The sequence below is a fragment of the Caballeronia glathei genome (assembly GCF_000698595.1).
Taxonomy (GTDB): Bacteria; Pseudomonadota; Gammaproteobacteria; order Burkholderiales; family Burkholderiaceae; genus Caballeronia; species Caballeronia glathei.
In genome coordinates this window covers 1-24,153 of the sequence record NZ_JFHC01000009.1, presented here as the reverse complement: position 1 = coordinate 24,153, position 24,153 = coordinate 1, and the positions used below count along the sequence as shown (strand labels likewise).

Here is a 24,153-nt window from a genome sequence, read left to right as displayed (position 1 = left end):
TTTTTGCACTTCGCTGCAACGCCGAACACGGTCACGTGCTCAGCACATGCAAGGCGAGCCGATGCGAATGGCCGATCCATAGCGCAGAATCGCGATGATCGCGCAACGCGTCGCCGGTGTTGGGATGCACGAAAACGTCGAGCGCACCGTGATTGAGCGCGAGCCATTCCACGATCTGCGTGAAATGCGGCCGCTCAAAGGCGAGCTGATACGACCAGAGCGGATGCGGACCGACGGGCCGCTCGTGAAAGCGCCCTACTTGCAGGATGTCGCCGAAATGGGACGCGATTTCTTCCCGCAGCTGCCACGCTTCGTCGCGCGTCGCGGCATCGAAATAGACGTGGGCATGCCAGCTCGTGATGGCTGCTGCATCAATAGGGGTCATCGTCGATCCTGTCGGTTGATTCGCACGCCGTGGTGGCCCTGGCGCGCGCTACACACGATATTAAACACGTCGACGGCCGAGAGCGCTCAGCCCGTCTGCACCGGCGCATGATCGAGCCGCCACGCGACGAGCGCGCCGGGTCCCCTGCGCGCGTCGATGGCGCGGCGCGTCATGCGCATGCCGATACCGGATGCAAAGCGCGCGATCAGGAACGCATCGGCGTGCGTGGTCAGTCCGCCCAGGGCGCTGCGCCCCGAACCGGCGGCGGGCAGCAAGGTCCGGAACCACAGCGCGCCGATGTCGTCGTTCAACGGGACGATGCACGCGCCCGCCATGCGCGCGCGAAGCGCGAACGCGCGGCTGTCGGCGCGGCGTTCGTCGAAGACGATCGTGAGCGATGTCTTGAGGGGCTGGCCGGTCTCCCGGGCGGCCATGGCTCGCGCAGGCCTCAGCACCCACGAACCCGCCGCCGCGAGCGATGCCGCGGCCAGGAAGTCTCGCCGCCTCGTGTTCATCGCCCGCCCTCCCCGCTGCGCTGCGGCCAGATCCCCTGCTTTCCCGGCGACAGAATGCCGTTCGGATCGAGTGCCTGCTTGATCGCGCCGGTGAGACGCATCAGCGCGTGATCGTTGAAGTCGTATTGCGAAGCAGCGAGGTCCATGAACGCGAGATGCGTGCGGTACTGGCCGTAGCCGGCCGCCCCCGCGTCTTCAATCAGCGCCTTCACCAGATCGCCCGCGCCGCGCGATTGCGCCGGGTCGTCGCGATCGAAAATGGCCGCGAACACGTGGTGCATGTACCGCTGACTCGCCGTAAAGCCGCCGTAGTAGTCGAAGCCGAATTGCGCGGCACGCTCGCGCACCATGCGGTATTGCCTGACCGCATCACGTCCGGTCGTCGGACAGACCGGCGAGAAATCGACATGCGCGCCGGACCCGCCGCGCCAGTTGAGCAGGTTGAATGCGTCGAGCCCCGGAATGCCGACCTGGCTGCGGTCGCCGCCGCCCGTCGGTTCGACGCTCGCATCGCGGTAGGGAAAATCGAACAGTTGCGCATCGTCGATCATCGCGAAACGCTTGTGAATGATGTCGCGGCGCGCGGTCACGAGCGCCTGCGGTCCATACAGGCAGAAGCGCAGGTTCCAGCGGCCGATGCCCATCTTGCGCGCCATCGCATCGATGGCCGCATCGGGCATTGCGCCCGCGCCGTCATACCACTGGCTTCGCGTCGATACTCCCGCTGCCCAGCGCACCGCGCTTTCGATCACCGCGTTGCTCTGTATCGTGTCGTCGAGCTTGAGCGGGCGCAGCGTTTCGACGATGCGTTCGAGATCCGCGTCGTGCCTGAACGCGTAACGGCACACCATGTAGCCCTCGGGCTCGGGCATCAGCCAGATGCCGAGTTTCGTGACGACGCCGAAGTTCGACTGCATGAACATCGCATCGTAGGACGGCCCGAAGCCCGGCCTGAACACCTGCCACTCGCGGCTGCCGGACATGGCGCCCATGCCGGTGCGCACGACATCGCCGTTCGCCAGCACCACTTCCATGCCGCATTGCATCGATGCATGGTCGCCGTAAGGCGTCGTGCCGTAGCCCCGCTCGAGCGTATTGCCCACCACGCTGCCCCACCCCGCCGCGGGCGGATCGAGCCAGACCTTGCTGCCGCGCGCCTTCAGTGCGCGATACAGGTCGTAGTAGCTCACGCCGGGTTCGACGAGCGCGAAGCCGAGGGTGTCGTCGATCTCGAGGATGCGGTTCATGCGCTGCAGGTCGAGCACGACGCTGCCCGCGAGGCGCGGCGACGCGCCGCCGTAGGCGAAGTTGCGCCCGGTCGATACGGTCCACAGCGGCACGCGATACCGGTTCGCGACACCCAGGACCGCGCGGATCTGCTCGACGCCCGACGGCATCACGACAGCCGACGCCCGATACGCGCCGGCATCGCCGGGAGCGAACGGGTCCAGGTAGGCTTGCGTGGCGACGTCGCCGGCGAGTACCGCCTCGCGGCCCACGATCGCCGTGAACTCGGCGAGCGCAAGCCGGAAGTCACCTTCGGAAACGCCCGGCGGAAGCGGCGGACCGTTCACCGTCCGCTGACCCGCGACGCGTCCATCGAGCGCGGCGCGGTCAATAGCCTCCGCTGCTGCCGCTGCTGGAGCCAGTAGACGAGCCCGAGCCGCCCGTGCCGTCGGTCTGGCATCCGGCGAGCGCGACGGCGAGCGTGGCGACCACGATCGATACGATTCTCATGAGTTTCATTCGTTTCTCCATGGGTTCGGGACGAGCGCAGACGCGAAGGCGTCGTGCGCACCCATGGTCTAAACGACTTGGCGCGACGGATTATTCCATCGCTCGCGACTTCCTTGCCGTACTCCTTGTCGTGTCGCGCAATACAGAAAGGCGCACATCGTCCGAGCGCCCGGGAAACACTTTCATATCGGCTTAACGAGCCTTTCGATTGTGGATGAGACTGATGGCGAAATCGTCAGCAGTCCGTCATCCAGGCGACATAGAGCGCGGGATCATCGACTCCGTTCATCCGGTGCAGCACGCCTTCAGACGCACCGCCGCGCTCGCCCGAGTGTGCGAGCAGAATGGCGGCGCCCGCGCAAAGAAGCCGCGCCCGGCGAACGACCGCATGCACCCGATCGCCGTCGATGCGCCGGCTCGCGTCGCAGATCACGAGCAGAACGAGCCGGCCGCCGCTGCGCAGCAGCATCGACGCATGCGCGAAATCGCACGCCACGTCGCGCAGCACGATTTCGAAGCCGGCGAAGCGCGCTTCGCTTTCGATCACCCTGCGCGCCTTCGCCGGAAACACCGCAGCATCGCACCAGCGATCCTCGAACGACTGCGGACGAGCATCGACGGGAAACGAAAGACCCGTGTCGCCCATCAGGCGGCTGCGCTGTCCGACCGTCCTGCCGTCATCAACGAAGCCGCCCGCATGCGCATCCGCAGCGTCACCGTCACGCCGAATCCAGTCGAGCCTCATGTCTCCCCCTTTCGACGAGCAACCCCGAGCGTTCAAAGATCGAGCACCAGCTCCCTCGTGGTCGCGCGCGACACGCATGTCGTGAGGCACGTGCTCTTCTCGTCGTCGCCGAGAATGCAGTCGTTGTGCTCCACTTCGCCCGACAGATAACGGACCTTGCACGTGCCGCAGAGTCCAGCCCGGCACGACGTTTCGATCGCGACGCCCGCATCCTCCAGCGCATCGGCGATGCTCTGGTCCTTCGACACCTCGATCACCTGCCCCGTGCTCGCAATCTTCACGCTGAAGCTGTCGACCGCATCGTTGGCCGCGGGGGATGACCCGGCGCGCTCGGGCGCCTTGAAGTGCTCGAAGTGCACGGTGCCCGCGGGCCAGTGCCCGGTCGCCTCGGCGCATGCGTTCATGAAGCCGCCCGGTCCGCAGTAGTACACGTGCTTGCCTTGCGCGGGTTCGCTCAGCAATTCGACGATGTTCAGGCCTGCGGCCGGATTGCCGCCGTCGAAGTGGAAATGCAGGCGGCCGTTTGCGCGCATCGGTTCGAGTTCCGCGCCGAAGGCCGTGCAGCTCGCATCCTTCGCGCAGTAGTGCATTTCGTAGTCGACGCCCGCCTGCTCGAGCCGGTGCGCCATCGACTTGAGCGGCGTCACGCCGATGCCGCCCGCAAGCAGGATCACCTTGCGCGCGTCGCCGACGAGATGGAAGTTGTTGCGCGGCCGGCTGACCCGCACGAGGTCCTGCACGCGCAGCCGCTCGTGCAATGCCTTCGAGCCGCCGCGGCCGCGCTCGTCGCGAAGCACGGCGATCACGTAGCGCTTCTGCTCGTCCGGTGAATTGGAAAGCGAATACTGGCGAACGAGGCCGTCGCCGAGATGAATGTCGATATGGGCGCCCGGCGTGAACGGCGGAAGGTCCGCGCCGGCGGGGTCCACCAGTTCGTACGAGTTGATGCCCCTGCCTTCGAAGCGGATCTGCCTGACGAGCAGCTGGAGCGTCTCGTCGCGGGCGGCCGGTGTCTGTTGAGTTGCCATTTTGCTGGTCCTGACTCGTGATGCCTGGTTTGCGCGACCCGGTTCGGCGCCGCGGGCGCACCCGCGGCGCCGAACGTCAGGCCTTCATCGATTGCTCGAGCGTCTCGAACTTCTCACGCACGAAAGCGGCGCGCTGCGCTCCCTTGTACTGCTCGCTTTCCGTGAGGATCGCGACGATCTGCTTCGTCACCTTGCGGCGCCGCGCCACTTCCTCCTCGACCGTCTCGCCTTCGGGAATGTCGAACACGTTGCCCGAACAGTAGCTGTTGGGCGCGCCCGCGTTCTCGCGGAACCAATCGGCGAAGCTGCGCGCCGACGCCGCCGGATTCGTGCCGCGCACCGCATCGCGCAGCATCTTGCGGAACTGGAACAGGCCGGCGTCGAACTTCGTCGGATTTTCGAGCGCATGCACGGCGATCGGGCGCTGGCTGATGATGGCTTCGTAATCGCCGGGGGCGTACTGCGCCGCCTTGTAGTGCTCGCGCTCGCGATGGTTCGGCGGAATCGGCGGCAGGTCCTCGATCTTGTAGTCGCCGAAGCGCTCCGGGCGCCGCATCGCAACCTGCCCTTCCAGAAAGTCGATCGACTCGTAGCCGACCAGTTCCTTCTTGCCCACGCCGCGCGTATCGATGCCGGGGCCCATCACGCGCCAGCCGATCATCTTGCTGTTCTCGTCGTCGACGGGGACGGTCCAGCGCACGATGTGAAAGCGGCTGAAGAGCTTCTTCTTCGAGCCGTCTTCCGATGTGTACGCATGCAGGCTCAGGTTCGGCAGCACCTGATGCTGGACGCGCACGAAGAGGCGGTCGCCGTCCACGCGCCGCGCCCCCGCGCACGCAAGGCTGCGGCCCTGCTGGACGGGCACGAAATGCATGTCGGGTGCGACTTCCATCGATGCCGCTCCGACTTCATCGAAGGTCGTGCCCTGGTAGTGCCCGTTCACGACGTTCTTGCCGGCGTGCAGCGCGGTCGGGTGATAGTTGTCCGCGGCGTTGTCCTGCACCTGCAGCCAGTTGCAGTGCTGGAAGTTGCTGTACGGGACGAGTTCGTCGCCGGGCAGCACGGTGTAGTCGCCTTCCCATTCGGGGAACGGCGGCTCCTCCTCGGGCGGCCCCATGTAGGCGAACACGAGCCCGTTGCGCTCGACCGCCTTGTAGGCGCCCTGCTGGATCGAGCACGCGTATTTCTCGGCCTCCTTCTCCTCGCCCTTCGGAAACGGCACGTGCAGGCAGGAGCCGTCCACGTCGAAGACCATCCCGTGATAGCAGCACTTGATGCCGCGCTCCTGAATCGCGCCATATTCGAGCGACGCGCCGCGATGCACGCAGTGCGCATGCAGCACGCCGATGCACCCGCTGCCGTCGCGAAACGCCACCAGCTCCTCGCCGAGAATTTTCAGGAAGCGCGGCGTATCAGTCAGCTCGATCGACATGCACACCGGATGCCAGAACGCGCGCATGTATTCGCCCATCGGCGTGCCGGGGCCGGTCTCGGTGAGTTCCGGGTCGTGTCCCGGCACCTTGCTCGTGTAGTAGCCGCCGTAGGGAATCAGCTTCTTCGACACGACGTTGCCGCCGCTGCTCTTCTGTCCTTCCAGCTTGTCTGACTTGATGCTCATGGGGAGTCCTGTTGTGGGTTGGTCGGGGGTGTTGATGACGCGTGGTACGCGAGGTCCGAATCTCTGGCTTCACGATTCAGAACTCCGTACTCTGTATCCAAAGATTAGGCGCGAAGCCGGGCGATGTCTCTATGGGTAAACGCGAAGTCGCGCATGATTTTTCGTCGTCGCCTTGGCGGATCGCCGGAATTGACCGCACGATCGCCGGGTTGTAACCTTCATGTATTCTGTATCCAGAAGGAACATTCATCATGGCCGGCAAACTGCTCAAGCTGCGGGCGCGCACGGATTACGTCGACGAGGTTTACAAGGTGCTGCTCGACGCCATCAGCGAAGGGTCGCTCGCGCCCGGAACCCGCATCACGCAGGAGGAGATCGCCGAGCAGCTGGAGGTATCGCGCTCGCCGGTGCTTCAGGCGCTGCGCCTTCTGAAGAAGGACGGCCTCGTGCAGGACGCCCCCGGCCGCGGCCTCCTCGTCACGCCGCTCGATGCAGCGTGGATCAGCAACCTTTACGAGATTCGCGGCGCGCTCGACTCGCTCGCCGCGCGCCTTGCCGCCGAGCGCGGCGCGAAGCTCGACAAGTCGCTGATCGCGAACGGCCGGCGGGCGTCGAAGGGCGAAGACGTGAAGGCGATGATCGATGCGGACATGGCATTCCATTCCGCGATCTATGCCGCGTCCGGCAATCCGTTGATCACGGAGACGGCGCATCTGCACTGGGTGCATCTGCGCCGCGTGATGGGCGCCGTCCTGCAGGTTTCCGGCCAGCGCAAATGGATCTGGGACGAGCATGCGGCCATTGCCGCCGCCATCGCCGAGGGCGACAGCAAGCTCGCGATGGAACTGACCGACCAGCACACGAGCCGCGCGCGGCAGAACCTCGTCGAGCGGCTCGGGGAAGTGCTCAACGAGACACCCGGCGCGCATGAGCGCTGAACACGGTCCAGACGCCAACGGCCCCGCATGCGCGGGGCCGTTGGCGTCGGCGCATGCGCGCGTCACCCCTGCCTGCGCCGGCTGTTCACAAGCGCAGCGGGCACCGTGAAGACGAGCGCGCTGCCTATCACGAGGCTCACCGCCAGCCCGAGCACGCCGTTACCGGTCGATCCCGTGCCGGTCTGGATCAGGCCGATCACGTACGGGCTCACCACGCCCGAGATGCTGCCGACCGAGTTCGCCAGCGCGAGCCCCGCTGCCGCCGCCGCGCCGCCCAGAATCGCGGGAGGCAGCACCCAGAACTGCGAGATCGTCGTCATCACGCCCATCGTGCCGATGGTGAGCGCGATCATCGCGATGGGCGTCGAGTGCGCATAGGCGACGCTCAGGCACAAGCCGGCCGCGCCGACGAGTCCCGGCAGCGCCAGATGCCAGCGACGCTCGCCGCGCGCATCCGAACTCTGGCTCACGAGCAGCATCGATACGGCAGCGGCCGCATACGGAATCGCGGAAAGCAGGCCGATGTCGAGCGGATCGGCCACGCCGCTCGCCTTCACGAGTGTGGGCAGCCAGAAGCTCACGCCGTACAGGCCCATCGTGAAGAAGAAGTAGATCACGCTCAGCAGCAGCACCTTCGGGTGCATCAGCCCGTCCTTCACGGAATGCAGCGCATGCGCGGACGCTTCCTCCTTCAGGTTGGCCTCGAGCAGCGCCTTCTGCGATTCCGAGAGCCATTTCGCATCGGCGACCTTGTCGTTCAGGAAGAAGAACGCGACGAAGCCGAGGATGGCCGTCGGGATGCCTTCCAGCAGGAAGAGCCACTGCCAGCCGGCGATGCCGTGCGCGCCGTTCATGTGATTCATGATCCAGCCGGACAGCGGTCCGCCGATCACGCCCGACATCGGAATGCCCGTCATGAAGAGCGCCGTGACCTTGCTGCGGCGCGAGGCCGGAAACCAGTACGTGAGATAGAGCAGGATCGCCGGAATGAAGCCCGCTTCGGCCACGCCGAGCATGAACCGCATGATGTAGAAGCTCGCGGGCGTCGTCACGAACATCATCGCCGCCGAAATGAGCCCCCACGTGATCATGATTCGCGCGATCCAGCGCCGCGCGCCGACGCGCAGCAGGATCAGGTTGCTCGGCACCTCGAAGAGCAGATAGCCGACGAAGAACACGCCGGCGCCGGCGCCATACACGGCGTCGCTGAAATGCAGGTCCTGAAGCATCTGCAGCTTCGCGAAGCTCACGTTGATGCGGTCGAGATACGCGCACAGGTAGCACAGGAACAGAAACGGCAGGAGACGCCACGTCACCTTCGCATAGGTGGACGTTTCGTCGCCTTCGTAGTACGCAACCGGACTGGGGGAACTCATGTTGTGTGTCTCCTGATGTTCTGGTGGCGGTGGAACGCGCCGGCGCTGTGCATGGGCGCTCTGTGCGCGTGTCCACGGGTACGGGGTCTCGGGGGCTCGACGATCCGGGCCCGCGCGGCAAGGCGAAGATCAGTCGAACATGTCCGGCTGCGTCGCGACGAGTTCGTCCCAGATGGTCTGGAAGTGCAGCCAGCCGATGTACTCGCTGCCCACGTGCTCGCGGCTGTAGCGCGCGCGCTCGGGCGTCACGAGCTTCGGCGCGATGCCGGTGGCGTCGACCATCAGTTGCTGCTGGCAGCACCGCTCGAGCGCGATGAACCAGAACGCCGCGGATTCGATGCTGTGCCGGCTCGCCGTCAGAAGGCCGTGGTTCTGGTGAATGGCGGCCTTCACGCCCTTGAACGCGTGCGCCACCTTGTGGCCCGCCTTCACTTCCACCGCGACCTGGCCCGCCTCGTCGCCAATCACGACGTGGTCCTCGAAGAACGCGGCCGCGTCCTGCGTGATCGGTTCGAGCTTCTTGCCAAGCGACGCGAACGCGGTCCCATAAACCGTATGGGCGTGGCACATCGCGACGATGTCCTGATGCATCTCGTGAACCGCCGCGTGCAGCACGAAGCCCGCGCGGTTGATCGCGTGACGTCCTTCGACGACATTGCCCTGATGGTCCGCGCAGATCAGGTTCGACACCTTGACCTGCGAGAAGTGGATCGCCATCGGATTGGTCCAGTAGAGGCCGGGGTTCTCCGGATCGCGCACCGTCAGGTGGCCCGCGAAGCCGTAGTCGAAGCCCTGCTGCGCGAAGGCCCGGCACGCGCCGACGAGCCGCTCCTTCAGGTGCTGGCGATGCGCCGCCGGATTCGAGAACACGGGAAGCTCGGGAAAGATCAGGCCTTTCTGCTCGGGCTGATAAATCGATACCTTGCCGTCCTTCACGAGCGCCTGCGGCCCTGCGTCCATCACTGCTGCCATGGTTTGACTCCTTGTTGTGAGCGTTGAAAGGTGAGAGAGGTAAGACATGAGCAATTCGACGGGTCCCATGGTCGCGGCCGCGCGCCCGATTGACAAACGATGGCTGTTCATAGAAAGATGAACTCCATTCATGCATTGCGGCGACACATGAGACGCATCCCCAACTTCGTCCTTCTGCGCGCGTTCGAAGCGGCCGCGCGGCTCGAAAGCTTCACGCTCGCGGCGGAGGAACTGCATCTGACGCAGTCGGCCATCAGCCATCAGGTGAAGGAACTGGAGCAGTATTTCGGCAGGCCGCTCTTTCACCGGCGCAACCGCCGGGTCGAAACGACGTCCGAGGGGCGGCGTCTCTTCGAAAGCCTGGGCCGCGTGTTCGACGTGATCGAGGCCGCGTGCAGCGAAGTCGCGCTCGCGCCGCATGCGCAGGTGCTCGCCGTGCATTGCGCGCCGAGCTTCGCCGTGAAGTGGCTCGGTCCGCGCCTGCCGGAATTCATGCAGGCGCATCCGGACATCACGATCCGCCTGTCCTCCGGTGCCGAGCCGATCGACCTCACGCGCATGCACGAAGTCGACGTGGCGATCTCGTACGGCATCGTCAACGAGCGCCCGGGCATCGTGACGCAGGCGCTCGGCGCCGAACGCATCATCGCGCTGTGCGCGCCGTCGCTCGTACGCGAGGGCGTCCCCGTGGCCGAGCAGATCGGCAACCTCACGCTGATCGATTCGCAACTGAGCCGCGTGACGTGGTCGGACTGGTTCGCGCTGAACGGGCTCACGCTGCCGGTGCGCGCGCGGCCCTCGTTCGACCGCGCCGCGCTCGCGATCTCGGCGGCGGTGGACGGCATGGGCGTCGCGCTCGAAACCATCCGCCTCGCCGAGCGCGAACTGGCCCGCGGAGAGCTGATCGAGCTTGGGGCGGGCGTGTTCAAGCCGCTCGCGCGCGAAACGCACTTTCTGTCGTATCGTGTGAACGAGCGCAACACCGACAAGGTGAAGTGCTTCTGCGACTGGCTGTGGGCCCGCACGGACCCGGCGTCCGAATCCGGCGCCGAGCCTCGCGCCAGGCCTGACAAGCAGCCTTCACCCTGAGATCAGGGCAACACCACTTCCGGGCGGCAACGAACATGGATGTGAACTTCTCCGGGCGCCTCGCCCGGCTCGGTCTTCAATTGCCTGCGCCGATCCGGCCGCTCGGCTCGTACCGGACGGTTTCGGTATCGGGAAACCAGGCGTATGTCGCGGGTCTCGGGCCATTCGAGAACGGCAGGCCGCTGACGGGCATCGTCGGCGACGACGTGTCGCTCGAGCGCGCGCAGCATGCCGCGCGTCTCACGATGCTGATGATCCTCGCGTGCGTCGACGAAGCGTGCGGGCTCGAACACATCGAGCGATGCAACCGGCTGACGGTGTATGTGCGCGCGGAGCCGTCGTTCACGCAGCATCCCGCGGTCGCGAACGGCGCGAGCGATCTGCTGCGCGACCTGTTCGGCGCCGAGAACCTCCCCGCCCGCAGCGCGCTCGGCGTGCATACGCTGCCGATGGGCATTCCCGTCGAAATCGACAGCATCTTCGAACTGAAGCGCTGAGCGCGCGCTGCGGCGCCGCACGTGTCGCACTGCAGCCGACTGCGCGAACCAGAGCTGTTGGCCGCCACCCACCACTCGCCACGATCGCGCGAATCTGCGCCAGCGAACATACGGGCGGGCACCGCCCGCATACCCTTTGTCCGGCGGGCGTGAGCGCACGCGCCGGAACCCAACGGCGCAGATTGGCATGATGCATGCAGTAACTCCTCCACGCCCCGGCTGAAGCCGCATCCAGGTCCGCGGCGGCTTCCGAAAGGGTCGGCACACAGACTGACTCTCCGAGCAAATCTCTGGAGGTTCCATGCGTCCTTGCCGACTGCTTCGCGTTGCCGTGCTCGCTTCCCTCGCCTTCGGTGTGAGCGGCAGCGCGTGGGCCCTGAAAGACGACAAGGCGCCGCAGGACGCCGCCGCGCACGCCCTGGTGGCCGACGCGTTCCGGGCATCGGCGAACGAACTCACGACACCGGCGCTGGAGGGCGCGCTGGAAGCCGGCCTCAGGCGTCTGCGCGACGCGACGTGGTGGGAGGCGCAAAGGAAGATCCGCCCGCAACTCGCGCAGGTGGGCGACCTCATGTTCCTCGTGACGATGTCGGACGCGAAGCCGCAGCAATCGCCCGAAGCGGCGTCGCGCGTGCAGCGTCTGCGCGACGCGATGCGCGTTCACGCGGCCCAGAAGCCTGCTGGCTGGAGCCGCCTCGTCGCGCAAGTGCGCAGCGAGCGCGCAAAGGAAGGCGACACTTCCGCGCTGCTGCTCGCCAACGCGCTGATCAACGAAGTCCGTTATCGCGATGGCACGGACGGCAGCTACTATCCGCCTTCGCGCTTCTTCGCCGAGAGCGGCGTCTGCAAGGACTTCGCAGTCGCCAAGTATCTGCTGCTGCGCGATGCGGGCTTCGATCCTTCGCGCCTGCGCCTCGTGTCGCTCGCGCCGCGCTACAACAACACCCCCGACGACTGGCACGTCATGCTCGTCGCGCAGCCGGACGCCTCCGCCGAACCGATTGCGCTCGATTCGCCGCCGCCAGCCGCGGTCAAGCGCACGCCCGAGCCGGGAACCGCGGCGAGCGCCGAAGCGCCCGACACGACCACGGCCATCGCGCCCACCGGCCCCTCCGCGCTGCTCCAGTCGATCCTGGCGGGCCGCAAGCCCGCGAGCGCGGCGCTGCGCACGCCCGCAGGGCCGGCGGTCGCCGCATTGGGCGCGTCGGGGCAGGCGGAGCGCCCGCTCGCGATGGTCTTCAACGAAGACGGGAGCGCGTCGTTCGAACGCGATGCGCCGGGCAGCGCCCGCCGCGTGGCGACGAATCGACGCGGCGTGCGCCCGGTCGCGATGGTGTCGGTGGTTGCCGGGCGCACGGGGCAGTCGTGGCGTGTCGATGTTTCCGGCGTGTTTCCCAAGTGGCGTCTGGCACCGGAGAACTCGGCCGCGCCGTCGCTCGCGGAGCCTGCGCACGGCCTGCTGCCCATCGAGGCGCTCCGCAGCACCGACAGCTGATCCGCCGCGAACCTGAAGCCTGCCTTACCCGCCGCTGCGCGGAATATTTCTCCGCCTTGCGCTGTTCTGTCCTTCTGTCGGCGTTCGGTAGCATGGCCCGGCGCTTCGCAAACGGATCGCGCCGCGACTCACTCGCCGACGACGACGCGACGCACGCGCGTCCCGTCCATCGATTTCAGCGAAGGAGCCAGAGCATGAACGTGTCCCCCGCAGAGCGCACCGCGAAACGCCTGAAGGCGCTGCCGATGCGTCTGCATCATCACGCCTACACCACGGACAATCACGAGGAAACGCGCCAGTTCTACGAGGACGTCCTCGGCATTCCGCTTACCGCGATGTACGTGGAGCGCGAGTTCATCGACGGCGAATGGGTCGAACTGGGCCTCGCGTTCTATGAAATGGGCGACGGCAGCGCGCTCGCGTTCTTCAGCTTCGCCGACCTCGAGAAGCAGGCGGCGTGGCGCGCGACGGAGCAATCGCAGTTTGTCCACGTTGCGTTTCTCGTCGACGAAGCCACGCAGCGCGAGATCGAGGAGCGCGTGACGCGGGCGGGCGCAACGCCGTTCCAGATCGACCACGGCGCGTGCACGTCGCTCTATCTCACCGATCCCAACGGACTCATGCTGGAATTCGCCGTCGATAACCGGGATGCGATGGAGATCGCCCGGCAAATGGCCGCCACCGCGCACCGCGACCTGCGCCGCTGGATGAACGGCGACCGCACGCCGAACAACCGCTGGCGCACCGACGCCGCCGAAGCCACCAGCGCCTGAGCGAGGCTTCCGGTCTCGAAGCGGCCCGGCGAGCGGCCGAATCAGCGGGTGCTAGAATACTGTACATGCATACAGCATGCGATCCGCCCATCGATGAAGCCGCCCCGGACGGGAGCCCGCCGCGCTACGTCGTCGCGGTGCGCGCGCTGTGCGAATTCACGGCGAAGCGCGGCGACCTCGACCTGCGCTTCACGCCAACGCCCACCGCGCAGGAAGGCATGGCGGGCCATTCTACCGTGACGGCGCGGCGCGCTGCCGGCTACGTGACCGAAGTCGCGCTCGCCGGCGACTACGGCCCGCTTCGCGTGCGCGGCCGCGCCGACGGGTACGATCCCGCGGCGAACCAGCTCGAAGAGATCAAGACGCATCGCGGCCGGCTCGACGCGATGCCGGCCAATCACCGGGAACTGCACTGGGCGCAGGCCCGCATCTACGGCTGGCTGCTGTGCCGCAAGCTCGGTCTCGCGCAGGTTCGCGTGGCGCTCGTCTATTTCGACATCGCGAGCCAGAAGGAAACGGTGTTCGTCGAAACGCATTCGGCCGATACGCTGCGCGAGCATTTCGTCGTGCAATGCGAGCGGTTTATCGCCTGGGCCGCGCAGGAACTGGAGCACCGCAGCGCGCGCGACGCGGCGCTCAGCCGCCTCGCCTTTCCGCACGCTTCGTTCAGGCCCGGCCAGCGAGATCTGGCGGCGGCCGTCTACCGGTCGGCGGTGGCGAGGCGCTGCCTGATGGCGCAGGCGCCGACGGGCATCGGCAAGACGCTCGGCACGCTCTTTCCGCTGTTGAAGGCGTGGCCCGGCCAGCAGTTCGACAAGATCTTCTTCCTGACCGCGAAAAGCGCGGGCCGCACGCTCGCGCTCGACGCCCTGACGACCCTGACCACACCGGCCACGCCCGCCGCACCGCAGCCGCCGCTGCGCGTGCTCGAACTCGTCGCGCGCGACAAGGCGTGCGAGCACCCCGGCCTCGCCTGCCACGGCGAATCGTGCCCGCTCGCCCGCGGCTTCTACGACCGCCTGAGCGCGGCGCGCGCCGCCGCACTCGCCACCGTGCGCCTCGACAGGGAAGCATTGCGCCGCGTCGCGCTCGCGCACGAGGTCTGTCCGTATTACCTCAGCCAGGAATTGTCGCGATGGAGCGACGTGATCGTCGGCGACTACAACTATTACTTCGACTCGAGCGCGATGCTCTTCGCGCTCGCCGAGGCGAACCGCTGGCGCGTTGGCGTGCTCGTCGACGAGGCGCACAATCTCGTCGACCGCGCGCGCAGCATGTATTCCGCGACGCTCGATCAGGCCGCGTTCAACGCGATGCGCTGCATGGCGCCGGCGTTCCTGAAAAAGTCCCTGGCGCGCGTGGGCCGCTGCTGGCGGGATCTGAGCCGCGACCAGACCGCCGGCTACGCGGTGCAGCCCGCGCTGCCGGAGCGCCTCATCGCGGCGCTGGAGCAGGCGAATTCGCAGATGACCGACTACGTCGCCGAACATCCCGACGCGCTTTCGCCCGACACGCTGCGCTTCTACTTCGACGCGATGCATTTCGTGCGCATCGCGGAGCGCTTCGATACGCATTCGATCTTCGACATCACGCTAGCGGGCACGCCCGGCGCGCCCGGCGCACGCCAGCGCTCTGCCGCGCTCTGCCTGCGCAACGTGATTCCGGCACCGCATCTGAAGCCGCGCTTCGCGCGCGCCCACTCCATCGCGCTCTTTTCCGCGACGCTCACGCCCGCGCACTTCTACTCCGACACGCTCGGCCTGCCCGAGTCGAGCGTGTGTGTGGACGTGGCGTCGCCGTTCACCGCGCAGCAGCTGGAAGTGCGCGCGATCGCGGACGTTTCGACGCGCTATCGCGACCGCGAGCAGTCGATCGGCCGCGTCGTCGATCTGATCGCCGCGCAGTACGCCCGCGCGCCGGGCAACTATCTGAGCTTTTTCAGCAGCTTCGAGTACCTCGCGCAGGTGGCGGCCGCGCTCGCCGCGCGTCATCCGTCGATTCCGGTGTGGGAGCAGTCGCGCGCCATGAGCGAGCCGGACCAGCAGGCGTTTCTCGACCGCTTCGTTCCCAATGGATGCGGCATCGGCTTCGCGGTGCTGGGCGGCTCGTTCGGCGAGGCGATCGATCTGCCGGGCACGCGGCTCGTCGGCGCGTTCGTCGCGACGCTCGGGCTGCCGCAGCTCAACCCGGTCAATCAGCAGATGAGAGCGCGCATGCAGGAGGCGTTCGGCGCCGGGTACGACTACGCGTATCTTTTCCCGGGCTTGCAAAAAGTGGTGCAGGCCGCGGGGCGCGTGATCCGCGGGCCGCTGGACCGCGGCGTGCTGTACCTCATCGACGACCGCTTCGCGCGTCCCGACGTGCGGCGCCTCTTGCCCGCGTGGTGGCGGGTGGACGTGGTGCGCCAGCGCGAGGGCTGACGCAGGCACTTGCATTGCTATGCATGGGTACCCCTCAAGAGGAGTCGCCATGTCCGTCACCCAAGCATCCCAGCAAGCCAATGCCCTCGACATCCTCGAGGCCGATCACCGCGCCGTCGAACAGCTGTTCGATGCGTTCTCGCGCGCCCCGAAAGACGACCTCGAACGCAGGTCCACGCTCGTGCAGCGCGCCTGCGAACTGCTGACGATCCACGCGATGGTCGAGGAAGAACTGCTCTATCCCGCGGCAAGACAGGCGCTCGGGAGCGACGAGAAGGAAGGCGTCGACGAAGCGTTCGTCGAGCACTTCCTCGTCAAGACGCTGATCGAGAAATTCACGCAGCTGAAGGCCGGCGACGAAGGGTTCGATGCGACCTTCAAGGTGCTCGCGGAAAGCGTGAATCATCACGTAAAGGAAGAAGAGTCGGAACTCTTTCCCGAACTGCGCAAGACGGGGCTCGACCTCGATGCGCTCGGCCGCAGGATCGCGGCCCGCAAGGAAGCGCTGCAGAACAGGATCACGGAAGCCGCGACGGCGCACTGAGCCGCGCGTTCCGCACACGCGGCGCCCGGTTTCCTGTGCCGTGCGCCGCGCTCTACGGCTTCCACCGATACATGAGGATCTTCGCGCGCGCGTCGTCTTCCACCAGCACGACATACTCGCCGTTGTCGCGCCGCGCCGCGCTGATGCCCAGATAGACGTCGACCCAGCCGCCCGTGCCGCCCACTTCCGGCCCGGGCGTCATGCTTCCGATGAACTGGCCCGTGCGGTTGTCGTAGATATCGACGCGCGCCGTGTACAGTTCCGCGACGAAAATATGGCTTCCCGCCACCGCGACACCGACGGTCGTGACCTGCGGGCTCGCATCGACGGTCCACGGCAGCGCGATGGTGTACTGCAGCGACGGATGCCCCGAACTCCAGCGGTCGTAGCGCGCGAGCACCCGCCCCGCTTCCTTCCAGTGCGACGCGTCGTACGGATAACCGCTCGTGAAGCCCGTCACGTACATCGTGTCCGTTTCCGCGACGTAGACGATCCGCGCGATGCGGGTGAACGGAGCCGGCATCGGGAACACGGTCGAGGCGGAATACCGGTAGACCGGGTTGCCGGCCGCGTCGAACCCCTGCAGCGGCATCTTCCGGATTCCGCTCACGAGCGTCCCCATCCACACGTCGCCCGCGCTGTCCACCCACCAGAATCCGTTCGCGGCGGTGTTGCCCGCCGACGGATTGCTTTCTATCTCGCCTGCGCCGACACGGCCGTCGCCGTTGGCGTCGCGCCACATGAACTCGCCGAGCGCGGGCTGGCCGGCGGGCCAGTCGCCGGGAATCGGGGTCTGCGAGATAAGGCCCGACGGGATCGCGGTCTCGCCCTGCGCCCCGGCCTGGAAGCGGAACACGCTCAGATAGTGCGAATACATGTCGATGGTGAAGAGGAAACGCTGCCCGTTCAGGCGCCGCACCATCGGTTCGCCTCGCACGCCCTTGGGCAGATGGAATGCGGGGTCGTCGGGGTAGGCGAAGCGGTTGAGCGTGGAGCCCGCATACGACCATTCCTGCCCCGGCGGGCGCGAGTAGTCGATCTTGAAGTGCTTGGAACCGCTGAACACGTCGCGGGGCGAGGCGGGGTCGAAGTCGCCGCCGTCGACGAACGTCAGCCCCTGCAAGCGCCAGTTCAGCGTGCGCTTCGCGTAGTTGTAGCTCTCGATCACGGTGCCCTCGCCGTTCAGCCCCGACGCGAACGCGCGCGGCCCGAAGCCGTTCTGCGCGACGTACAGGTTGCCCGCGCGATCGAAGCCGATACCCGTGATGCCGTTGAAACGCATGACACCGGGCACGCCGGCCGTCTCGTGAAAGATGCCCGCCCGGGTGCCGATCGTGCCGGACAACTGCGCCGTGCCGGTCGCCGGCTTGCTGAAGACGAGGATCTGCTGCGACGGCCCGTTGTCCGCGACGAGCAACCGGCCGTCAGGCGCAATCGCGACATCGACGGGCACCGCCTGCGCGGGCAGCGCGAGCGCCGCGCCGAGCAGCGCGCCCTGCGGCGAATAATGCGCGACGCTGCGCCCGGCGTCGCCGCGCAGGCCCTGGATCACCCACAGCGAACCGTCTGCGTCGATCGCGATGCGCCCCGGCGACGGCACCGCGAAGGAACGCATCCGGCGCATCGAATTGGCGTCGAGCACTTCAATGCGATCCGCGTAGGTGTTCGCGATGAACAGCTCGGTTTCGGTCGCGGCGAGGCCGCGCACGCTGGCATCGGTGCCGTCGCGCACGGCGTTCAGACGCACGAAACTGTTCTTGCTGGAGTTCGCGCTGTTGCCGATGCCGCTCGCGAACGGCACACCCTTCGCGATATTCGACACCTGCCGCCGCGTGATGCCGAACCACGCCTGGCCCTTCGGCGGATAGTCGCTGCCAACGAGCACGCCGTCCTCCGTGTCGATCGACATGCCCGCGTACAGGTAGGTCGAGTTGCTCGCGACCGCGTCGCCGCCGTGCGCGCCCCAGCCGTGCGTGAAGCCCGCGACCGCGAGCTTGTCGCCGTTGCGGTAGGCGGCGACTTCGCTGCCGCTTTCGTCCCAGGGTGCGTTGGTGAACACGGTGCCGTCGGGCGCCACGCTGATCGCTTCGACGTTGAGCTGAACCCATTTGCCGTCGCCGTAACCGAACGTATTGCCGATCCACGAGGTCGTGTAGTCGAGATGCGCGGCCTGCGCGCAGACGGCGTACATCCACCCCATCAAGACGACTGCACGCAAGCGGATGTGCACTGGCGATCTCCTCGAATGACCCTGGTGGCTTCGAGCATAGTGCCAAATCATTCGAAAGATCATACGAATAAAACAGCCCCGATTTATTTTTCTGCGAAATAAATCGGGGCGATGCGGCGTCATCGGCGAATTCAAGAGCAAAAGCCGGAGTGCGGCCCACCACTTCGCGGGCGCAGACTACAGCATTGAAACGAATGCCGGAGATAGCCGATGAAGGCGCTGGAGAGGGTGATGAACGCGGATGCCGAACCCATCGCGCAACGAATCGATGCGATCGACTGGGCGCGCGTGGAAGAAGAACTCGGCCAGTACGGCTGCGCGACGATCCCGCGCCTGCTCGCGCCGGCGCAATGCCGATCGCTCGTCGAACTCTATGCACGCGAGGACATCTTCCGCAGCCGGGTCGTGATGGAGCGCCACGGCTTCGGGCGCGGCGAGTACAAGTACTTCGACTATCCGCTGCCTGCGCTGATCGGCGAACTGAGGACAACGGTCTATCCGCATCTCGTGCCGGTGGCGAACCGCTGGAATGAAATCATGAAGATCGACGTGCGCTATCCGCCGCACCACGCGGACTATATCCGCCGCTGTCATGGCGCGGGACAGTCGCGCCCGACGCCGCTGATCCTTCAATACGGCGCAGGCGACTACAACTGCCTGCATCAGGACCTGTACGGCGAGCACGTCTTCCCGATGCAGCTCGCCATTCTGCTCTCCGAACCCGGATGCGACTTCACGGGCGGAGAGTTCGTGATGACGGAGCAGCGGCCGCGCATGCAGTCGCGTGCGGAGGTGGTGCCGCTCGCGCAAGGCGACGCGGTAGTGTTCGCGGTTCATCACCGGCCGGTGCAGGGCACGCGCGGCGCGTATCGCGTCAATCTGCGCCACGGCGTGAGCCGGTTGCGCTCGGGGCAGCGCCATACGCTCGGCGTGATCTTTCACGACGCGCGGTGAAGCGCTGCGGGTGGCTTGTTATTCGTTCTCGTCGAAGTAATGCCCGAAGCGGGCCTGCTTCGTCTTGATGTAGCGCTCGTTCTCCTCGCGCATCGGAATGGCGAGCGCGACTCGCTCGCAGACCGGAATGTCGTGCTTGAGCAGCGTGTCGAACTTCGACGGATTGTTGCTCATCAGCCGCACCGACCTCACGTTCAGCGCGCGCAGGATCGCGGCAGCGGAGTCGTATTCGCGGGCGTCGTCGGGCAGGCCGAGATGCAGGTTCGCATCGACGGTGTCGAGCCCCTGTTCCTGAAGCGCATACGCGCGGATCTTGTTCGCGAGGCCGATCCCCCGGCCTTCGTGGCCGCGCAGATACAGCAGGATGCCCCGGTCCTCCGCGGCGATATAGCGCAGCGCGAGGTCGAGCTGTTCTCCGCAATCGCAGCGATACGAGCCGAACACGTCGCCGGTCACGCATTCCGAATGCAGCCGCGTCAGCACCGACTCGCCGTTGCGCACGTCGCCCATGACGAACACGATGTGCTCGATGTCCGTGCGCTTCACGCGATACACATACGAGGCGAACGTGCCATAGCGCGTGGGGATGGTGGCGGTTGCGGCAAGCTCGACATCCTCGTTGGGACGGCATTGGCCGAACTGGGTGGCGGTGTCCTGCACGTCCTGCGGGTCGGAAGCGGTTTTCATGTCTGTTTCAGCAAGTCTGTGGCGTCGGAGCGCTGCTCCGCCGTCGCCGGCCCGATCCTGCGCAAGTTGCGCCAATCGCCGGCGATTACGGCTGCCCGGGACGTCATGTTAAAGCCCCTCGGGAAAGTTTGCAGCCTTTCGGCCTCACAGGCCCTCGCCGCCGAGGGTTTTTACCGCTCCCGGCGGTGACCCGGACGATCCGCCGTGCGGCTGTCCGCGTGCAGCCGCACGGCGCACCACAGCGCGCCGCCGCACGCCCCGCTTACTGCGGATTCTCAAAGGTGCCCGGGCTCCTGTCGGTCGCGCGCCACTCGGGCTTGCGCGCGGGGTCCGCCTTCTTGAGCGCGGCGCGCACGCCCTCTGCATCGAAGTCGCCCGTGTACACGGGTGTCGCCGGCTGCTGGCGCCACGAGTCGTCGATCGAGCCTGCGTCCACCGCGTCGAAACCTATCTCGTCGACGAGCTTCATCACCACCGCCTTCGCCTTCGGATCGTCGCCCGCGACCGGCAGCGCGATGCGCCCGGGCGTACCCGCCGGCTTGCCCTTCTTCAGCAGATAGTCCGCGTAGATGTTGTTGAACGCCTTCACCACCGGACGGCCGATCTGCGACTCGACCCAGCGGCTTTCGATCGTGCCCTTCTCGATCTCCTCGATGCGCCCGTCTCGCTCGCGCGGATAGTAATTGCCCGTATCGACCACGGCGACGCTCGCCGGCACGCTCGCGAACAGGTCCTTCGGCAGCTCGCGCACGCGGCCCTGCTGGATCGTCACGACGATCAGTTCCGCGTCGCGCACCACGTCCTTCACTTCGGCGGGCGTGGCGCCCGTCTTGCGCCCGACCTCGCCCAGCGAGCCCGGCCCGCGCGAGTTGGCGATACGCACCTCATGCCCCTCTTCGACAAAACGCTGCGCGAGCACCTGGCCGATGTTGCCGGCCCCGATAATGCCAATCTTCATGACCTTCTCCTGTGAGATGAACCGGCGGCGCCCCGCGTCCCTTCGCGGCACTCCGCCTCGAGCTTCAAGTGACAGGGTAACCGGCGCGGGCAACACGCGCTTGGCCCGCCATGCAGGACGGATTCGCGCGCACACACGCCGCGCGGCAACCCTGCTACGGAAACGGTCTTCATCACGCCCGCTCGCCGTCATAGCGAAATCATATGACCACCATAAAATCAATCGATTTACTATAGTCGATAGCTTCTGTGCATAATCGGTCCCACCTCTTCCACACCCACACAAGGACCCACGTAATGCCGATCATCAACAGCCAAGTCAAACCGTTCAAGGCAACCGCATATCACAAGGGCGAATTCGTGCCCGTGACCGAAGAAAACTTCAAGGGCAAGTGGTCTGTCGTCGTGTTCTACCCGGCCGACTTCACGTTCGTGTGCCCGACGGAACTGGGCGATCTGGCCGATCGCTATGCGGAATTCAAGAAGCTTGGCGTCGAGATCTATGGCGTGTCGACCGACACGCACTTCACCCACAAGGCATGGCACGACACGTCGGAGACGATCGGCAAGATCGAATATCCGATGATCGCCGACCCGACGCTCACCCTTTCGCGCAACTTCGATGTTCTGATCGAGGAAGAAGGCATGGCGCTGCGCGGCACGTTCGTGATCAACCCGGAAGGCGAGATCAAGCTGTGCGAGATCCATGACAACGGCATCGGCCGCGACGCGGGCGAACTGCTGCGCAAGGTGCAGGCTGCGCAATACATCGCAGCGCATCCGGGCGAAGTCTGCCCCGCGAAATGGACGCCGGGCGCTGAAACGCTGACCCCGTCGCTCGACCTGATCGGCAAGATCTGAGCGCCTCGCCTCATGGTCCGGCCCCGCTTCGCTGAAGCGGGGCTGGATGTCACACGCCTTGTCACGGAAAAATCGATACGCCATGCTGGAAGCCAATCTCAAGACTCAGTTGAAAGCCTATCTGCAAAAGGTCAGCCGGCCGATCGAGATCGTCGCTTCACTCGACGATAGCGACAAGTCGCGCGAATTGCGGACCCTGCTCGAGGAAATCGCGTCGCTTTCGGACCGCATCGCGGTGATCGAAAAGCATAGCGATGACGAGCGCAAGCCGTCGTTTTCCATCGGCGAACCGGGCAAGGACGCGGGCATCCGCTTCGCCGGCATTCCGATGGGCCATGAGTTCACATCGCTCGTGCTGGCGCTGCTGCAAACGGGCGGCCACCCGGTCAAGCTCGACGACGCGGTGATCGAGCAGATCCGCAACCTCGACGGCGACTACGAATTCGAAACGTATATTTCGCTCTCGTGCCAGAACTGCCCGGAAGTCGTGCAGGCGCTGAACGTGATGAGCATCATCAATCCGCGCATCCGTCAGGTCACGATCGACGGGGCACTCTTCCAGGACGAAGTCGAGGCCCGCCAGATCATGGCCGTGCCGACCGTCTACATGAACGGCGAAGTGTTCGGCCAGGGCCGCACGGGCGTGAAGGAAATCCTCGCCAGACTCGACAGCAATGCGGGCGCGCGCGCCGCGAAGGAACTGGAAAAGAAGCCGGTGTTCGACGTGTTGATCGTCGGCGGTGGACCTGCGGGCGCGGCCGCCGCGATCTATTCGGCGCGCAAGGGCATCACGACGGGCGTCGTCGCGGAGCGCTTCGGCGGACAGGTGCTCGACACGCTTGCGATTGAAAATTTCGTGTCGGTGCAGGAAACCGAGGGGCCGAAGTTCGCGACCGCGCTCGAGCAGCACGTGAAGAGCTACGACGTCGACGTCATGGACGTGCAGCGCGCCGAAGCGCTGATTCCCGGGCGCATCAACGGGGTGCACGAGGTGCGTCTGGCGAGTGGCGCCGTGCTGAAGGCGAAGACCATCGTGCTCGCGACGGGCGCGCGCTGGCGCGAGATCAACGTGCCGGGCGAGCGCGAGTATCGCAACCATGGTGTCGCGTATTGCCCGCACTGCGACGGGCCGCTCTTCAAGGGCAAGCGCGTCGCGGTGATCGGCGGTGGCAACTCGGGCGTCGAGGCGGCGATCGATCTGGCGGGGGTCGTGAGTGCGGTGACGCTGATCGAGTTCGGTGCCGAGCTGCGCGCCGACGCGGTGCTGCAGAAGAAGCTCAGGAGCCTGGCGAACGTGACGGTGATCACGCAGGCGCAGACCACGGAAATCAACGGCGACGGCAAGAAGGTCGATGGGCTCGTGTACAAGGATCTGCGCTCCGGGGAAGCAAAGCACATCGAACTCGAAGGCGTCTTCGTGCAGATCGGGCTCGTGCCGAACACCGAGTGGCTGAAGGGCACGGTGGAGCTGTCGCGACACGGCGAGATCGTCGTCGATGCGAAGGGCGCGACGTCGGTGCCCGGCGTGTTTGCCGCCGGCGATGTGACGACCGTGCCGTTCAAGCAGATCGTGATCGCGGTCGGCGAAGGTGCCAAGGCCTCGCTTGGCGCGTTCGATCATCTGATCCGTAGTTCGGTCGAAGAGGACGTGGGCGCGGAGGAAAGCATCGTCGTCGCGTAAGCGTGCCGCTGGCGCTTGGGTTTGGTGTTATTTGAACCGTTTGATGCGCTTCGGCTTTTGTGAAACTTGTTTTGATATTGGTCTATTAGCTTCGCCCCTGTGCGGGGCGGCAGTCACTTTCTTTGCACAGGCATGCCGCTTGGAGTTTGATGTTTTTTGAACCGTTTGATGCGCTTCGGCTTCTATGAAACTTGCATTGCTATTGGTTTATTAGCTTCGCCCCTGTGCGGGGCGGCAGTCACTTTCTTTGCTGCTGCAAAGAAAGTAACCAAAGAAAGCAGCTATGGGGTAAGCGGTGTTAGGACGTGGCCACGTTTGATTCATTCAAAGTGGCCCGACCGTTGGAGTGTCCACCTCTGTATTTCAGCCTGATAGGTACGCGGGCCCACTGCGTCGTCGCGCCATTAAACGAAGTGGTAAGGCAATCATTCATCCGTCCTCGCTTCGCTCGGACGTGGGGTCCACTACAACCAATCGCTGCGCTTTTTCTTCTTGCGTACGAAGGCGCAGCGCTTGACGCCGCGCGTACCCGACTCCTTGCGCACCTTACGTCGGGCACGCAGTGCCAAGACGGATGAATGACTGCCTTACCACTCCGCTTGACGGCGCGCTGCCACAGTGGGTCGCGTACCTATCCGCTCAACGAACCGA

The 24,153-nt window shown here is 65.9% G+C and carries 22 protein-coding genes; 10 read left to right on the top strand and 12 right to left on the bottom strand.

The window, feature by feature from the left end; genetic code table 11:
- Positions 1–31: 31 nt before the first annotated feature.
- The 7 genes from BG61_RS08590 to BG61_RS08565 all read right to left on the bottom strand — a co-directional run bounded on the left by BG61_RS08590 (position 32) and on the right by BG61_RS08565 (position 6,028).
- A complete protein-coding gene (locus BG61_RS08590) occupies positions 32–385 on the bottom strand; it encodes a DOPA 4,5-dioxygenase family protein (protein WP_035939087.1) in 354 nt (117 codons plus the stop codon).
- Positions 386–471: 86 nt separating this feature from the next.
- Positions 472–900: a hypothetical protein gene (locus BG61_RS39180; RefSeq protein ID WP_051672381.1), complete on the bottom strand. Its 429-nt coding sequence runs from the start codon at positions 898–900 to the stop codon at positions 472–474.
- On the bottom strand, positions 897–2,474 hold the full coding sequence (locus BG61_RS08580) for an FAD-binding oxidoreductase (protein WP_035939085.1): 1,578 nt from the start codon (positions 2,472–2,474) through the stop codon (positions 897–899). The genes BG61_RS39180 and BG61_RS08580 overlap by 4 nt, the downstream gene beginning before the upstream one ends.
- 40 nt (positions 2,475–2,514) lie before the next feature.
- Positions 2,515–2,646, bottom strand: a complete 132-nt coding sequence (locus BG61_RS44630; protein WP_267908591.1) for a hypothetical protein — start codon at positions 2,644–2,646, stop codon at positions 2,515–2,517.
- A 226-nt stretch (positions 2,647–2,872) separates the two neighbouring features.
- Complete coding sequence (locus BG61_RS08575; protein WP_035939083.1) at positions 2,873–3,382, bottom strand: hypothetical protein; 510 nt, start codon at positions 3,380–3,382, stop codon at positions 2,873–2,875.
- 32 nt (positions 3,383–3,414) lie between these two features.
- A complete protein-coding gene (locus BG61_RS08570) occupies positions 3,415–4,410 on the bottom strand; it encodes a PDR/VanB family oxidoreductase (protein WP_035939081.1) in 996 nt (331 codons plus the stop codon).
- 76 nt (positions 4,411–4,486) lie between these two features.
- Positions 4,487–6,028: a Rieske 2Fe-2S domain-containing protein gene (locus BG61_RS08565; RefSeq protein WP_035939077.1), complete on the bottom strand. Its 1,542-nt coding sequence runs from the start codon at positions 6,026–6,028 to the stop codon at positions 4,487–4,489.
- A gap of 251 nt (positions 6,029–6,279) precedes the next feature.
- Here BG61_RS08565 and BG61_RS08560 point away from each other — a divergent pair, with 251 nt between their 5' ends.
- Entirely contained in the window at positions 6,280–6,966 is a 687-nt protein-coding gene (locus BG61_RS08560; RefSeq protein ID WP_035939074.1) for a GntR family transcriptional regulator, read from the top strand.
- A 62-nt stretch (positions 6,967–7,028) separates the two neighbouring features.
- On the opposite strand, the gene BG61_RS08555 is transcribed toward BG61_RS08560, so the two are convergent.
- The gene (locus BG61_RS08555) at positions 7,029–8,342 is read right to left on the bottom strand and encodes an MFS transporter (protein ID WP_035939072.1); all 1,314 of its coding nucleotides are present in this window, start codon (positions 8,340–8,342) and stop codon (positions 7,029–7,031) included.
- Positions 8,343–8,471: 129 nt separating this feature from the next.
- Positions 8,472–9,314, bottom strand: coding sequence for a class II aldolase/adducin family protein (locus BG61_RS08550; RefSeq protein ID WP_035939070.1), 843 nt, complete (start codon positions 9,312–9,314; stop codon positions 8,472–8,474).
- A gap of 147 nt (positions 9,315–9,461) precedes the next feature.
- Here BG61_RS08550 and BG61_RS08545 point away from each other — a divergent pair, with 147 nt between their 5' ends.
- The 6 genes from BG61_RS08545 (at position 9,462) to BG61_RS08520 (ending at position 16,132) form a co-directional block, all read left to right on the top strand.
- Positions 9,462–10,403 carry a LysR substrate-binding domain-containing protein gene (locus BG61_RS08545; RefSeq protein WP_063740967.1) on the top strand — a complete coding sequence of 314 codons (942 nt, stop codon included), beginning with the start codon at positions 9,462–9,464 and terminating at the stop codon, positions 10,401–10,403.
- A gap of 41 nt (positions 10,404–10,444) precedes the next feature.
- Positions 10,445–10,900, top strand: coding sequence for a RidA family protein (locus tag BG61_RS08540; RefSeq protein ID WP_035939266.1), 456 nt, complete (start codon positions 10,445–10,447; stop codon positions 10,898–10,900).
- Between the two features lie 301 nt (positions 10,901–11,201).
- Positions 11,202–12,395 carry a transglutaminase domain-containing protein gene (locus tag BG61_RS08535; RefSeq protein ID WP_063740966.1) on the top strand — a complete coding sequence of 398 codons (1,194 nt, stop codon included), beginning with the start codon at positions 11,202–11,204 and terminating at the stop codon, positions 12,393–12,395.
- Between the two features lie 194 nt (positions 12,396–12,589).
- A complete protein-coding gene (locus BG61_RS08530) occupies positions 12,590–13,168 on the top strand; it encodes a VOC family protein (RefSeq protein ID WP_051672379.1) in 579 nt (192 codons plus the stop codon).
- Positions 13,169–13,233: 65 nt separating this feature from the next.
- On the top strand, positions 13,234–15,588 hold the full coding sequence (locus tag BG61_RS08525; protein ID WP_051672378.1) for an ATP-dependent DNA helicase: 2,355 nt from the start codon (positions 13,234–13,236) through the stop codon (positions 15,586–15,588).
- Between the two features lie 49 nt (positions 15,589–15,637).
- On the top strand, positions 15,638–16,132 hold the full coding sequence (locus tag BG61_RS08520; RefSeq protein WP_035939068.1) for a hemerythrin domain-containing protein: 495 nt from the start codon (positions 15,638–15,640) through the stop codon (positions 16,130–16,132).
- A gap of 52 nt (positions 16,133–16,184) precedes the next feature.
- On the opposite strand, the gene BG61_RS08515 is transcribed toward BG61_RS08520, so the two are convergent.
- Positions 16,185–18,332 (bottom strand): NHL repeat-containing protein, encoded by a 2,148-nt coding sequence (locus tag BG61_RS08515; protein WP_051672387.1) that lies wholly within the window; start codon positions 18,330–18,332, stop codon positions 16,185–16,187.
- 261 nt (positions 18,333–18,593) lie between these two features.
- On the opposite strand from BG61_RS08515, the gene BG61_RS08510 reads away from it, so the two are divergent.
- Entirely contained in the window at positions 18,594–19,316 is a 723-nt protein-coding gene (locus BG61_RS08510; protein ID WP_035939254.1) for a 2OG-Fe(II) oxygenase, read from the top strand.
- An 18-nt stretch (positions 19,317–19,334) separates the two neighbouring features.
- Here BG61_RS08510 and ribA read toward each other — a convergent pair whose 3' ends face one another.
- Entirely contained in the window at positions 19,335–20,003 is a 669-nt protein-coding gene (ribA, locus tag BG61_RS08505) for a GTP cyclohydrolase II (protein WP_035939066.1), read from the bottom strand.
- A 262-nt stretch (positions 20,004–20,265) separates the two neighbouring features.
- Positions 20,266–20,961, bottom strand: coding sequence for an NADPH-dependent F420 reductase (locus BG61_RS08500; RefSeq protein WP_081868013.1), 696 nt, complete (start codon positions 20,959–20,961; stop codon positions 20,266–20,268).
- 296 nt (positions 20,962–21,257) lie between these two features.
- Here BG61_RS08500 and ahpC point away from each other — a divergent pair, with 296 nt between their 5' ends.
- Both ahpC and ahpF read left to right on the top strand, forming a co-directional pair.
- Positions 21,258–21,821: an alkyl hydroperoxide reductase subunit C gene (gene ahpC, locus BG61_RS08495; protein WP_035939064.1), complete on the top strand. Its 564-nt coding sequence runs from the start codon at positions 21,258–21,260 to the stop codon at positions 21,819–21,821.
- Positions 21,822–21,903: 82 nt separating this feature from the next.
- On the top strand, positions 21,904–23,502 hold the full coding sequence (gene ahpF, locus BG61_RS08490; protein WP_035939062.1) for an alkyl hydroperoxide reductase subunit F: 1,599 nt from the start codon (positions 21,904–21,906) through the stop codon (positions 23,500–23,502).
- Positions 23,503–24,153: the final 651 nt, after the last annotated feature.